The organism is Thioclava sp. F36-7, from assembly GCF_002020075.1.
GTDB classification, from domain to species: Bacteria; Pseudomonadota; Alphaproteobacteria; order Rhodobacterales; family Rhodobacteraceae; genus Thioclava; species Thioclava sediminum.
This window is the reverse complement of sequence record NZ_MPZR01000002.1, coordinates 385,607-399,113: the sequence shown is the minus strand read 5'-3', so window position 1 is coordinate 399,113 and position 13,507 is coordinate 385,607. Positions and strand designations below refer to the sequence as shown.

10 protein-coding genes are annotated in these 13,507 nt (G+C 65.6%); all 10 read left to right on the top strand.

Annotated elements, in window-relative coordinates:
• Window positions 1-41: 41 nt before the first annotated feature.
• The 10 genes from xdhA (at window position 42) to BMI89_RS04720 (ending at window position 13,454) form a co-directional block, all read left to right on the top strand.
• Window positions 42-1,412 carry a xanthine dehydrogenase small subunit gene (gene xdhA / locus BMI89_RS04765; RefSeq protein ID WP_078570029.1) on the top strand — a complete coding sequence of 457 codons (1,371 nt, stop codon included), beginning with the start codon at window positions 42-44 and terminating at the stop codon, window positions 1,410-1,412.
• A complete protein-coding gene (gene xdhB / locus BMI89_RS04760; protein ID WP_078570028.1) occupies window positions 1,409-3,688 on the top strand; it encodes a xanthine dehydrogenase molybdopterin binding subunit in 2,280 nt (759 codons plus the stop codon). The genes xdhA and xdhB overlap by 4 nt, the downstream gene beginning before the upstream one ends.
• The gene (xdhC, locus tag BMI89_RS04755; protein WP_078570027.1) at window positions 3,685-4,620 is read left to right on the top strand and encodes a xanthine dehydrogenase accessory protein XdhC; all 936 of its coding nucleotides are present in this window, start codon (window positions 3,685-3,687) and stop codon (window positions 4,618-4,620) included. Before xdhB ends, xdhC begins: the two co-directional genes overlap by 4 nt.
• The gene (locus BMI89_RS04750; RefSeq protein ID WP_078570026.1) at window positions 4,617-6,131 is read left to right on the top strand and encodes an ABC transporter ATP-binding protein; all 1,515 of its coding nucleotides are present in this window, start codon (window positions 4,617-4,619) and stop codon (window positions 6,129-6,131) included. Before xdhC ends, BMI89_RS04750 begins: the two co-directional genes overlap by 4 nt.
• A complete protein-coding gene (locus BMI89_RS04745; RefSeq protein WP_078570025.1) occupies window positions 6,128-7,207 on the top strand; it encodes an ABC transporter permease in 1,080 nt (359 codons plus the stop codon). Before BMI89_RS04750 ends, BMI89_RS04745 begins: the two co-directional genes overlap by 4 nt.
• Window positions 7,204-7,539 (top strand): hypothetical protein, encoded by a 336-nt coding sequence (locus BMI89_RS04740; RefSeq protein ID WP_078570024.1) that lies wholly within the window; start codon window positions 7,204-7,206, stop codon window positions 7,537-7,539. The genes BMI89_RS04745 and BMI89_RS04740 overlap by 4 nt, the downstream gene beginning before the upstream one ends.
• Entirely contained in the window at window positions 7,536-8,468 is a 933-nt protein-coding gene (locus tag BMI89_RS04735) for an ABC transporter permease (protein ID WP_078520378.1), read from the top strand. The genes BMI89_RS04740 and BMI89_RS04735 overlap by 4 nt, the downstream gene beginning before the upstream one ends.
• Window positions 8,469-8,523: 55 nt before the next feature.
• Window positions 8,524-9,609 (top strand): BMP family ABC transporter substrate-binding protein, encoded by a 1,086-nt coding sequence (locus tag BMI89_RS04730; protein ID WP_078570023.1) that lies wholly within the window; start codon window positions 8,524-8,526, stop codon window positions 9,607-9,609.
• Between the two features lie 216 nt (window positions 9,610-9,825).
• Window positions 9,826-11,112, top strand: coding sequence for an FAD/NAD(P)-binding oxidoreductase (locus BMI89_RS04725; RefSeq protein WP_078548235.1), 1,287 nt, complete (start codon window positions 9,826-9,828; stop codon window positions 11,110-11,112).
• A gap of 161 nt (window positions 11,113-11,273) precedes the next feature.
• Complete coding sequence (locus BMI89_RS04720; protein WP_078570022.1) at window positions 11,274-13,454, top strand: OmpA family protein; 2,181 nt, start codon at window positions 11,274-11,276, stop codon at window positions 13,452-13,454.
• Window positions 13,455-13,507: the final 53 nt, after the last annotated feature.

Here is a 13,507-nt window from a genome sequence, read left to right as displayed (position 1 = left end):
GGGGACCGCAGGGACGACTGGTAAGGCGGCGGATTTTTCGTATGGAGATCACGTTTCTTCTCAATGGAGAAACCCGGACGGTGACGCTTACCGATCCGACGCAATCTGTGCTCGACTGGCTGCGCGCCGAAGGGCTGACCGGCACCAAGGAGGGCTGCAACGAGGGCGATTGCGGGGCCTGCTCGGTCATTGTGACCGACACGGAGGGCGCCAAACCGCTCAATGCCTGCCTGATGATGATGCCCCATCTGCACGGCCGCGCGCTGCGCACCGTCGAGGGCGTCGCCGGGCCGAAGGGCGAATTGCACCCGGTCCAGCAGGCGATGGTCGATCATCACGGCTCGCAATGCGGCTTCTGCACGCCCGGTTTCATCGCCTCGATGGCGGCGGGGCATCTCAACGGGCGCCGCGATCACGACGATCTGCTTGCCGGAAACCTGTGCCGCTGCACCGGCTACGCGCCGATCATCCGCGCCGCCGAGGCGGCGCAGGACGAAGCCGTACCCGCATGGATGCACGACACGTTGCCCGATCTGGCAGAGGTCGCGCCAAAGGCCGATCACGTCTTCCTGCCCGACAGCGTGGATGCGCTGGCGGAGTGGTATGTCGCCCATCCCGACGCCACGCTGATCGCGGGCGCGACCGATGTGGGGCTCTGGGTCACGAAACAGCTGCGCGAGCTGAAAGAGGTCGCCTTCCTCAACAACTGCACGGACTTGCAGAGCATCGAGGAAACCGACAACCGCTATATCGTCGGCGCGGGCGTCACCTTGGCCGCGTTGCGCGAGGCGATCCGCGACACGCTCCCGAGCTTTGCCGAATTGCTCCGCCGTTTCGCTTCAGAACAGGTGCGTCAGGCGGCGACCATCGGCGGCAATATCGCCAACGGCTCGCCCATTGGCGACAGCCCGCCCGTCCTGATCGCGATGGGCGCGGAACTAACGCTGCGCAAGGGAGAGGCGCGCCGCACGATTCCGCTGGAGAGCTTCTTCCTCGACTACGGCAAACAGGACCGCGCGCCCGGCGAATTCGTCGAAAGCGTCAGCTTCCCGAAATCCGCGCCCGATCTGGCTTGTTACAAACTCTCGAAACGCTTCGATCAGGACATCTCCGCCGTCTGCGGCGCGCTGAACATCCCGTGCAATGGCGACAAGATCGGCGCGCCGCGCATCGCCTTTGGTGGCATGGCGGGTATCCCGAAACGCGCCGCGGCACTGGAGGCCGCGCTGGAAGGTCAGCCCTTCACCGAAGAGGCGATCACGGCCGCCCTGCCCGCGTTGGAGCAGGACTTCACGCCGCTCACCGACGTGCGCGCCTCGGATGCCTACCGGATGGAGGCGGCCAAGGCGATGCTGATCCGATACGTCCGCAATGCCCAAGGCGCCCTCTCCATTCTGGAGGTGCAACCATGAGCGTCGGCACGAAGAAACCCCACGATTCCGCGCAGTTGCACGTCACCGGCGCAGCGCGCTACGTCGATGACATCCCCTGCCCCGGCATTACGCTGCATCTCGCTTTCGGCCTGTCGACCGAGGCTCATGCGGAGATCGCCTCGCTCGATCTGAGTGCGGTGCGGAGCGCCCCGGGGGTGGTCGCCGTTCTGACCGCCGAGGATATGCCGTTCGCCAACAACGCCTCGCCCGCGCCCGAGCCCGAACCGGTTCTGGCCGAGGGCATCGTGCATTTCGTCGGCCAGCCGATCTTTGTGGTCGCGGCGACCAGCCATCATGCGGCGCGCAAGGCGGCACGGCTGGCGAAAATCGACTATGCGCCCCGCCCGGCGATCCTGACCGTCGAACAAGCGCTGGAGGCCAAAAGCCATTTCGAAGGCGGCCCGGTCACATGGGCGCGCGGCGATACCGGCGCGGGCTTCGCGCAGGCCGAGCATATCGTCGAAGGCAGTTTCGACATGGGCGGGCAGGAACATTTCTACCTCGAAGGTCAGGCCGCCCTCGCGCTGCCCGACGATCAGGGCATGGTGATCCGCTGCTCCTCGCAGCACCCGTCCGAGGTCCAGCACAAGGTGGCCGACGCGCTTGGTTGCGCGATGCATGACGTCCGCGTGGAGATGCGCCGGATGGGCGGCGGTTTCGGCGGCAAGGAGAGCCAGGGCAACGCGCTCGCCATCGCCTGCGCGGTGGTGGCACGTGCCACCGGGCGGCCCTGCAAGATGCGCTACGACCGCGACGACGACATGGTCATCACCGGCAAGCGCCATGATTTCCGGATCAATTATCGGCTCGGCGCAGATGCCGAGGGCAAGATCGTCGCGGCCGAGTTCACCCATCTCGCCCGCTGCGGCTGGTCGCCCGATCTCAGCCTGCCGGTCTGCGACCGCGCCATGCTGCATACCGACAGCTCTTATTACCTGCCGAATGTGAAGATCGAGAGCCACCGGCTGCGCACCAATACCCAAAGCGCGACGGCCTTCCGGGGCTTCGGCGGCCCGCAGGGCATGATCGGCACGGAAGCCGCGCTCGATCACCTCGCCCATGTGATGGGGATCGATCCGCTCGATCTGCGCAAGCGCAACTACTACGACCCCGAGGGCGGGCAGAGCACGCATTACGGCCAGCCGGTCGAGGATTTCATCCTGCCCGAAATCACCGAGCGTTTGGAGCAATCTGCCGAGTTCGCGGCGCGCAAGGCCCGCGTGGCTGAGTGGAACGCCGCCAATACGACCCTGAAGCGCGGCATCTCGCTGACGCCGGTGAAGTTCGGCATCTCCTTCACGCTGACCCAGCTGAACCAGGCGGGTGCGCTGGTGCATGTCTATGCCGACGGCTCGATCCAGCTGAACCACGGCGGGACCGAGATGGGTCAGGGCCTGCATCGCAAGGTTTGTCAGGTCGCGGCATCGGTCTTCGGCGTCACGGATGAGGATGTGCGCATCACCGCGACGGCCACCGACAAGGTGCCCAACACCTCCGCGACAGCGGCCTCCTCCGGGGCCGATCTGAACGGCATGGCGGTGAAGGCCGCGTGCGAGACGATCAAGGCGCGGCTGGCGGGTTTCATGGCCGAAAGCGCGGGCGCTGCGGTGGAAGACGTGACGTTTTCCAACGGCGAGGTGCGCGCGGGCGATCACGCCCTGCCCTTCGCGAAGCTGGTGAAGCTCGCTTACGAGGCGCGGGTATCGCTCTCCTCGACCGGCTTCTACGCCACGCCGAAGATCAGCTGGGACCGGATCAAGGGTCAGGGCCGCCCGTTCTTCTACTTCGCCTATGGCGCGGCAGTGACCGAGGTGGTGATCGACACGCTGACCGGCGAAAACCGCATCCTGCGCACCGACATCCTGCATGATGCGGGGGCCTCGCTGAACCCGGCCATCGATATCGGCCAGATCGAGGGCGGCTACGTGCAGGGCGCGGGGTGGCTCACGACCGAGGAACTGGTCTGGGACGACAAGGGCCGCCTGCGCACCCATGCGCCTTCGACCTACAAGATCCCCGCCTGCTCGGATCGACCGCGCGTCTTCAATGTCGCGCTCTGGGACGAGCCGAACCGCGAGGACACGATCTATCGCTCCAAGGCGGTGGGCGAGCCGCCTTTCATGCTGGCGATCTCGGCTTTCCTCGCGCTGCAGGATGCCTGCAAATCCTGCGGCCCGAACTGGCCCGATCTGCAGGCGCCCGCCACGCCCGAGGCGGTTCTGGCTGCCGTGCACCGGGCAAGGGGGGACGCATGAGCCTCGATCCCGCAGCCCTCGCCCGCGCGGCAGACCGCGGCCCCTTCACCCGCGTCGTGGTCGCGCGCGCCCAAGGCTCCACCCCGCGCGAATACGGGGCGGAGATGCTGGTCTGGGCGGATCATGTCGAAGGCACGATCGGCGGCGGCGCGCTGGAATTCTCCGCCATCGCGAAGGCACGGGGCGGGCTGACGGGGATCGAGAAAATCCCGCTCGGCCCCGCGATGAATCAATGCTGCGGCGGGGCCGTGGTGCTGGGGTATGAGCGGATGGACCAGACCACCGTTGCGCAGATCACGGGCGATTGGCACGCCCGTCCACTGACGCCGGGCACGCCCGAGCCGCTGGCCGTCACCCGCGCGCTGGCCCGCGCCCGCGATCGCGGCGAGACACCGCCGCTGCTGGTCGAGAACTGGCTGATCGAACGCGTCGCGCCGCCCGCTACGCCCGTCTGGGTCTGGGGCGCAGGCCATGTCGGTCGTGCGCTGATCGGCGCGCTGTCCCCCCTGCCCGGCCTTGCCCTATCCTGGGCCGATAGTGGGACAGAGCGGTTTCCCGATATGATCCCCGAGGGCGTCACACCGCTGATCGCCGAGAACCCGGCAGATCTGGTCACCCTCGCCCCCACTGATGCCCGCCACTTTGTGTTGACCTATTCACATTCTCTCGATCTGGAGCTTTGCCACCGGCTGCTCGCCCATGGCTTCGGCGGGCTCGGCCTGATCGGGTCGGACAGCAAATGGGTCCGCTTCCGCAAGCGCCTCGCCACGCTCGGGCATTCGGATGCACAAATTTCGCGCATTGCCTGCCCGATAGGCGATCCGACCTTGGGGAAGCATCCTCAAGCCATTGCCCTTGGGGTAGCGACCGGGCTAGTGAAAGAGCTGAACGCCGCGCAAGCGGCGACGGGGAAAGGGAAACGCGCCGGGTGACGGAGCTGCTCAAGATCGACGGGCTGACGAAAGCCTATCCTGGGGTCGTGGCCAATGACGGCGTCGGCTTCTCGGTGCGTCCGGGCGAAGTCCACGCCTTGCTGGGCGAAAACGGCGCCGGCAAATCGACGCTGGTGAAGATGATCTACGGGCTGGTGAAGCCAGATTCCGGCACGATGCACTTCGCGGGCCAATCCTTCGCGCCCGCCGATCCGCGCGCCGCGCGCGCCGCTGGCGTCGCGATGGTGTTCCAGCATTTCTCGCTTTTCGAGGCGCTTAACGTTGCCGAGAACGTGGCGCTTGGCATGGAAAACCCGCCGCCGATGCGCCAGCTTGCCAAGCGTATCCGCGAGATTTCCACTGCCTACGGCCTACCGCTGGACCCCGCGCGACTGGTGGGCGACCTCTCCGCGGGCGAGCGTCAGCGCGTCGAGATCGTGCGCTGCCTGCTGCAGGACCCGAAGCTTCTGATCATGGACGAGCCGACCTCGGTGCTGACGCCGCAGGAGGTGGAGATCCTGTTCCACACCCTGCGCAAGCTGTCGGCTGAGGGCACTGCGATCCTCTATATCAGCCACAAGCTCGAAGAGATCCGCACGCTTTGCGAAGGCGCGACGATCCTGCGCGCGGGCAAGGTGGTGGCAAGCTGCAATCCGCGCGAAAAGACCGCGCGCGAGCTGGCGGAGCTGATGGTCGGCGCGGAACTGAAAGTCACCGACCGGGCCGAGCGCAAACTGGGCGATGTCGTGCTGAAAGTCTCGGGCCTTTCCCTCGCGCCGCTGTCGCAGTTCGGCCCCTCGCTGAAGGATCTGAGCCTGGAGCTGCGCGCGGGCGAGGTGCTGGGCATCGGCGGCGTCGCGGGCAACGGTCAGGAAGAATTGCTGGCGACCCTGTCGGGCGAGCGCCCCTCCGCCCCCGGCACGGTCAGCCTGATGGGCGAGGACATCTCCGGCCTCGGGCCCAATCCACGCCGCGCGAAGGGCTTGCTGGCCGCGCCCGAGGAACGGCTGGGCCATGCCGCCGTCCCCGCGATGAGCCTGACCGAGAACGCGATCCTCACCGGCACGATGCGCAAACCGCTGACCCGCAACGGCTTCGTCGATCAGGGCGCGGCGAAGACCTTCGCCGATGAGATCATTCAGGCCTTCGACGTGCGCACACCGGGTTCGCATGTCGCGGCCCGCGCGCTCTCGGGCGGCAATCTGCAGAAATACGTGATCGGCCGCGAGGTGCTGCAAAACCCCGCCGTGCTGGTGGTGAACCAGCCGACATGGGGCGTCGATGCCGCCGCCGCCGCGTCGATCCGGCAGGCGCTGCTGGACCTCGCGGCGAAAGGCGCTGCGGTGATCGCGATCAGCCAGGACCTCGATGAGCTTATGGAAATCTCCGACCGCTTCTCGGCGCTGAACGAAGGCCGTCTGAGCGCCTCGCGCCCGACCCAAGGGCTGACGATCGAAGAGATCGGCATGATGCTGGGCGGTGCGCACGGGATGCAGGAGGCCGCGGTATGATCACCCTCGTCCGACGCCCCACCCCGTCGCAATTCTGGTCCTACGCGACGCCGCTCCTCGCCGTGATCGCCACGATGATCGCGGGCGGCATTCTCTTCGCGATACTGGGCAAACACCCGGTCGAGGCGATCCGCGTGATCTTCTGGGACCCGCTTTTCGGCGGCAATGCCAGCTATTTTCGTGGCCAGCTTCTGGTGAAGGCCGGGCCGCTGATCCTGATCGCCTGCGGGCTCGCCGTGGGCTTTCGCGCGGGCATCTGGAATATCGGCGCCGAAGGGCAATACATCATGGGCGCGCTGTTCTCGGCATGGCTGGCGCTGAAGATGTACCCGGCTGAGAGCCACTGGCTGTTCCCGGCGATGATCGCGCTGGGCGCGCTTGGCGGCTTCCTCTGGGCGATGATCCCGGCGGTGCTGAAGGTGCTGTTCGGCACCTCGGAAATTCTCGTCTCGCTGATGCTGGTCTACGTGGCCGAGAACCTGCTGGCCTATATGGCCTTCGGCCCGCTCAAGAACCCTGAGGGCTTCGGTTTTCCCGGCTCGCGCAACCTGCAAGACTACCGCTCGGCCTTCAATCACGAGCTGATCGAAGGCACGGGGATGCATTGGGGCGTCGTCGCGGCGCTGATCGCGGTGATCTTCACCTATGGCCTGATGCACCGCCACATCACCGGTTTCCGCATCCGTGTCGCAGGCGAGGCTCCGCGGGCTGCGCGTTTCGCGGGCGTGATCCCGGCGCGGCTGGTGATGCTCGGGCTTGGCATGGGCGGCGCCTTCGCGGGGCTTGCGGGCATGTTCGAGGTCTCCGGCCCCTCGGGCCAGATCACCGACAGCTTCAACGTGGGCTACGGCTTCACCGCGATCATCGTGGCCTTCCTTGGCCGCCTGCACCCGATCGGCATCCTGCTGGCGGGGCTCTTGATGGCGCTCACCTATATCGGCGGCGACATGGCGCAGCTGATGCTCGGCCTGCCCTCGGCGGCGATCCAGGTCTTCCAGGGGATGCTGCTGTTCTTCCTGCTGGCCTTCGATGTGCTGACCAACTTCCGCATCCGTTTCGGGAGGGTCGCGGCATGACGCAGAAACTCCCCTCGCTACGCCTGATGATCATCTTCCTTGGCGGCACCGTCATGGGGCTTGGCCTGTACTACCTGCTCGCGGTGGCGCAGGCGTTCTGGGCCTTCGTCGTGATCGGCGTGGTGATGATGGTGGTGTTCGAGCTGGCGCTGGGAGCCTCGCGGGCGGTGATCTACCGCATCGGTGCGCGACCCGACAGCGAAGAGCCCCGCCGCCCCACCCTGCATGGACGCGAGCGTTACGCCTCTGTGGCCGGGCTCGTCGTCGGCCTCGTCGGCGGTTATCTGGCCTGGGGGCCGGTTCTGTTCTGGGGACATGGAGGCGCACTATGATCGTGGGCGGCATCGATATCATCACCCTGACGGCGACGCTGATGGGCGCATCGACCCCGGTTCTGCTGGCCGCGACCGGCGAACTGGTCGCCGAGAAATCGGGCGTGCTCAACCTCGGCGTCGAGGGGATGATGATCATGGGCGCGGTCGCAGGCTTCGCCGCCGCCGTCGCGACCGGCAGCCCGGTTCTGGGCTTCCTGATGGGCGCGATCGCCGGTGCTTTGCTGGCGACGCTTTTCGCCTTCCTGACGCAGAAGCTGCTGTCGAACCAGGTCGCGACGGGCCTTGCGCTGACGCTGTTCGGGCTGGGCCTGAGCGCGCTGATCGGCAAGGGCTACGAGGGCGTGCGCCCGCCGCCGACGGCCAAGATCGATTTCGGGCCGCTCTCGGATATTCCGGTGCTGGGCCGCATCCTGTTCTCGCATGACTGGATCGTCTATCTCTCGCTGATCCTCGTCGCGGTGGTCTGGTACGTGCTGCGCTCCACCCGCGCCGGGCTGATCCTGCGCGCGGTGGGCGAGAGCCATGACGCAGCCCACGCGCTGGGATACCGCGTCGTCGCCGTGCGCTTTGCCGCACTGGCCTTCGGCGGGGCGCTGGCCGGTCTGGGCGGCGCCTATCTCAGCCTCGTGCGCGTGCCGCAATGGACCGAAGGCATGACCGCAGGCGCGGGCTGGATCGCTCTGGCCATCGTCGTCTTCGCAAGCTGGCGCCCGTGGCGGGTGCTGCTGGGCGCTTATCTCTTCGGCGGCATCACCGCGCTGCAGCTGCAATTGCAGGCCGCAGGCTACGCGATCCCGGTGCATATCCTCTCGATGGCCCCTTATGTCATCACCATAGTGGTGCTGGTCATCCTGTCCGCCATTCACCGCCACGGCGTGCAGGCCGCGCCTGCCAGCCTCGGCAAATCTTTCCACGCCTCGAGCTGAGGCATCTCTCGAAGGGCCCCATCAAGAGGCCCGCCACCCAACTTGGAGTAACGCGATGAACCGCAGATCCTTTTTGAAAACCACCGCCGCCACGGCCGTCGTCGCGGGCGCCGGCGTCCCGGCTTTCGCCGCTGACGAGCCGCTGAAAATCGGCTTCATCTATGTCGGCCCCGTCGGCGACATGGGCTGGTCCTACCAGCACGACCAAGGTCGTCAGGCGATCGAAGAGAAATACGGCGACAAGGTGAAGACCTCGTTCATCGAGAACGTGCCGGAAGGCCCCGATGCCGAGCGCGCGCTGACCCAGCTGGCGCTGGACGGCAACAAGCTGATCTTCGCGACCTCCTTCGGCTACATGGACGCGGTGATGAACGTCGCCAAGAAATTCCCCGACGTGAAATTCGAGCACGCCACCGGCTACAAGCTCGCGGACAACGTCGCCACCTACGACGCCAAGTTCTACCAGGGTCGCGCCATTCAGGGCACGATCGGCGGTCGCATGACCAAGACCAACAAGATCGGCTATATTGGCTCCTTCCCGATCCCGGAGGTCTATCAGGGCATCAACGCCGCCTATCTGGCCGCGAAGAAGGTGAACCCGGATATCGAGATGAAAGTGGTCTGGGCCTACACCTGGTTCGATCCCGCGAAAGAGGCCGACGCGGCCGCAGCCCTGATCGCCGATGGTGTGGACGTGCTGCTGCAGCACACCGACTCGACCGCGCCGCAGGCGAAAGCTCAGGAAGCCGGCAACGTCATCACCTTCGGTCAGGCCTCGGATATGTCGAGCTTCGCGCCGATGCCGCGCGTCGCGTCGACCATCGACAACTGGGCGCCCTATTACATCGAGCGCGTCGGTGCGGTCATGGACGGTTCGTGGAAGTCGGAAGCCACCTGGGGCGGTATCGACAGCGGCATGGTGGAGATCGGCGAAATCTCCTCGGCCGTGCCGGACGACGTCAAGAAAGAGGCGCTGCAGCTCAAGGAAGATATCGGCTCGGGCAAGGTCCATCCCTTCACCGGTCCGCTGAACAAGCAGGACGGCACGGCCTTCCTCGCCGATGGCGAAATGGCGACCGACGATCAGCTTCACTCGATGACCTTCTACGTCGAGGGGATCACGGCAGAACCGCCGAAGTAAGTCAGTCCTACTGATGCGAATGGGAAAGGGTCGGCCACGCGCCGGCCCTTTTTCGTTGTTTCGCAAGTGTCTTTTCACTTCACGTTAGCGTCAGACTTGTTCCACAGGCTGATTCGTCGCAGGATTTGAAAGGCGGGTCTTCTTGACACATTCAAACAATTGCATCTATCGAGTTAGACGTGACAAGTTGATGACCGGGTAACGGGAGGGAACAAAATGGCACATATCGTGGTGCTCGGCGCAGGTCTTGGCGGCGCAATCATGGCTTATGAATTGCGTGACCAAGTCCGCAAGGAAGACGAAATCACCGTCATTACCAAGGACCCGAAGTACCACTTCGTGCCCTCCAACCCTTGGGTCGCCGTCGGCTGGCGCGACCGCAAGGACATCACCGTCGATCTCGAACCGACGATGAAGAAGAAGAACATCAAGTTCATTCCGGTCGCGGCAAAGCGCCTGCACCCCGATGACAACAAGGTCGAGCTGGAGGATGGCCGCGAGGTTTCCTACGATTACATCGTGCTCGCCACCGGGCCGGAACTGGCCTTCGACGAGATCGAAGGGCTCGGACCCGACGGCTTCACCCACTCGGTCTGCCATGTCGATCACGCCGAGGATGCCGGCACCGCCTTCAAGCGCTTCTGCGAAGATCCCGGCCCGATCATCGTGGGCGCGGTGCAAGGCGCGTCGTGCTTCGGCCCAGCCTATGAATTCGCCTTCATCCTCGACACCGCGCTGCGCCGGGCGAAGATCCGCGATCAAGTGCCGATGACCTTCGTCACCTCCGAACCCTATGTCGGCCATCTCGGCCTCGATGGCGTCGGCGACACCAAGGGTCTTCTCGAAGGCGCGATGCGCGACAAGCACATGAAGTGGATGACCTCGTCGCGCGTGAAGAAAGTCGAAGACGGCGTGATGCATGTCGAAGAGATCGCCGATGACGGCTCCGTCAAGGCGACCCACGAGATGCCGTTCAAATACTCGATGATGCTGCCGCCTTTCCGTGGCATCCCGGCGGTGATGGGGCTCGAAGGTCTCGTGAACCCGCGCGGTTTCGTCATCGTCGACAAGCACCAGCGCAACCCGAAATACCCGAATGTCTTCGGGATCGGCGTCGGCATCGCGATCCCGCCGATGGGCCCGACCCCGGTGCCCTGCGGCGTGCCGAAAACCGGCTTCATGATCGAGTCGATGGTCACCGCCACCGCGCATAACCTCGGCAATATCGTGCGCGGTCAGGAGCCCGACGAGACCGGCACCTGGAACGCGATTTGCTTGGCCGATTTCGGCGACAGCGGCATCGCCTTCGTGGCCCAGCCGCAGCTTCCGCCGCGCAACGTCAACTGGTCGAGCCAGGGCAAATGGGTCCACCTCGCCAAGATCGGTTTCGAGAAATATTTCATGCGCAAACTGCGCAAAGGCACTTCGGAGCCGTTCTACGAGAAGACCGCGATGAAGATGCTCGGCATCGACAAGCTGAAAGCGGTCAAGAAGACCCACTAAGCCGCACCGGCACAGATTTTTCTTCCCAAATCACGGGGCGGGCCTGCAGGTCCGCCCCGTGCTGATTCACGCCGATGGCCAAGTGGACGCCGGAACACACAGCCTCGTGAAACGTTTGGACCCCCGATACGCGGCCAGATGCCGCATGAAAGGGAGACGACATGAAGACGTTGAAGACGACCACTGCGCTCGTTGCCGGCCTTGCCGCGCTGAGCCCGGCGATCCTGCCGTTCAGTGCGCTTGCCCAGGATAGCAATACCGCCGCCGCTGAATGCATCGCGAAGGCGGTCGCCGATGGCACCCCGATGGAGAAGGCGAAAGCCGATTGCGAGGCCGACGCGGCAAATGCCGATGGCTCCGCCGAAGCTGCGGCAGGCACCGATCCGGCGAATGCCGACGCGCCGATGAGCGACAGCGAAGCCGATCAGGCCGCAAAAGCCGCGATCGAAGGCGCAGCCCCGCCCGCCGATCAGGACCCGGCTGCGAGCGGTGACACCCCCGACGCCAGCGCGAAAGCCGCAGTCGAAGGCGGCGCGGATGTGACCACTCAATCCGAGACCACGGGCACCGATGCCAACGCCGACGCGGCCGCCGCTGCGACGACGGATGCCAATACCGATGCGAATGCCGATGCCTCTGCCGAGACCGACGCAGCCGCTGCGACCGACGCACAGCCCGATGCTGCGGCACCGGCAGAGACCGACGGTTCGGCCACCGCAAACACCGATGGCTCGACCTCGGCGGATACGACCGCAGAGACCACCGCTGAGACCGACAACTCCGCTACGGCTGAAACCGATGGCTCGACCACCGCAACGGCTGATGGCTCGACCGATGCCACCACCGCGACCGACGGCCAGACGGACGCCGAGGCGACGAGCACGCTCAGCCCCGACACCACCTCGCAGGACGCCCCTGCCCCGGTGACCGACACCACCGAAAACGCGATGCAGAACTCGGAGGCCCAGGCGGACAGCACCGCGACGGCAGAGCCCGAGGCGAAACCTGCAGGCGAGGCTTCGACGGACACCACCTCCGACACGCAGGTCGTGCAGGAAGGCAACGGCGGGTCCGGCTCCGAAGTCGAACCGAAGGTGATCCAGCCGGAAGAGGCTGCCAATGCCGACGCGACGGCAGACGGCTCGACCAGCGCGGACACGACCGCAAATGCCGAAACCGATCAGCAGGCAAGCCAAGACACGGCGGCCACCAAGGCGACGAAGCTGCTGGAGAACGCGCTGACCGATACGAAAGCCGCGATCGAAGGCGAAGCCGTGCAGAACGAGGCGCTCAACGCGCCGACCGACAGCACCGACACCGCCAATGCCACCGAAGAGACGGTGACCGAAGAGACCGCGCGCAGCGCATCCGAAGACTTCTCGACCTCGGTCGACGCCAAGCCCGACGCTCAGGCGCAGGCAACCGCGCAGACCGACTCGTCGAAGAAGAAAAAGAAAGACCGTCTGAGCACGCTGGAAACCGCAGCCCTCTCGGGTCTCGGTGCGCTCGCCGTGGGGGCGATCCTGAACAACGGCTCGAAAGTGGCCGTGAATTCGGGCGACCGCGTCGTGGTGCAACAGCCCGATGGTTCTTACCAACTGGTGAAGGACGACAACGCGCTGCTGCGTCAGCCCGGCTCGAAGATTCGTACGCAGGACTACGCGGACGGCTCGTCGCGCACGATCGTGACCAAGCCCGATGGTAGCCAGATCGTGACCGTCTATGACGCCCAGCGTCAGATCCTGAAGCGGACGCTGGTCCAGCCCGACGGTACGCAGTACCTGCTGGTCGACGACGCGCGCGGCGCCGATCCGGTCGACGTCTCGGCGCTTCCCAAGCCCAAGCCCGTCGCGACGGTTTCGTCCAGCAACGAGCAGGCTCTGCGCGATGCGCTGACCCGTCAGAGCGGCATCGACCGTACCTTCACGCTCTCGCAGGTGCGCAACATCACCCCGGTTCGCGATCTCGCCCCGGCGATCTCGGTCGAGAATATCAACTTCGAGACCGGTTCCTCCGCGATCCAGCCCGATCAGGCGCAGGCCCTTTCGGCTCTGGGTCAGGCGATCCAGCAGCGCATCGACGAGAACCCGCGCGAGCTGTTCCTCGTGGAAGGCCATACCGACGCCGTCGGCAGCGCCGCCTACAACCTCGCGCTCTCGGACCGTCGCGCGGAATCGGTTGCGCTGGCTCTGAGCGAGTATTTCGACGTCCCCGCCGAGAACCTTGTGGTGCAGGGCTATGGCGAGCAGGACCTGAAGGTGCAGACCGAAGGTGCCTCGGAAGCCAACCGCCGCGCCGTCGTGCGCCGGATCACCGATCTTCTGCGTACCGCCTCGAACTGAGGTTGAGCCAGAGACAAAAGCAAAGGGCGCCCTGCGGGGCGCCCTTTTCGCAT

Coding starts and splice junctions, on each gene's coding strand:
- xdhA (WP_078570029.1), top strand. CDS start 42: ATGGAGATCACGTTTCTTCTCAATGGAGAAACCCGGACGGTGACGCTT.
- xdhB (WP_078570028.1), top strand. CDS start 1,409: ATGAGCGTCGGCACGAAGAAACCCCACGATTCCGCGCAGTTGCACGTC.
- xdhC (WP_078570027.1), top strand. CDS start 3,685: ATGAGCCTCGATCCCGCAGCCCTCGCCCGCGCGGCAGACCGCGGCCCC.
- BMI89_RS04745 (WP_078570025.1), top strand. CDS start 6,128: ATGATCACCCTCGTCCGACGCCCCACCCCGTCGCAATTCTGGTCCTAC.
- BMI89_RS04740 (WP_078570024.1), top strand. CDS start 7,204: ATGACGCAGAAACTCCCCTCGCTACGCCTGATGATCATCTTCCTTGGC.
- BMI89_RS04735 (WP_078520378.1), top strand. CDS start 7,536: ATGATCGTGGGCGGCATCGATATCATCACCCTGACGGCGACGCTGATG.
- BMI89_RS04730 (WP_078570023.1), top strand. CDS start 8,524: ATGAACCGCAGATCCTTTTTGAAAACCACCGCCGCCACGGCCGTCGTC.
- BMI89_RS04725 (WP_078548235.1), top strand. CDS start 9,826: ATGGCACATATCGTGGTGCTCGGCGCAGGTCTTGGCGGCGCAATCATG.
- BMI89_RS04720 (WP_078570022.1), top strand. CDS start 11,274: ATGAAGACGTTGAAGACGACCACTGCGCTCGTTGCCGGCCTTGCCGCG.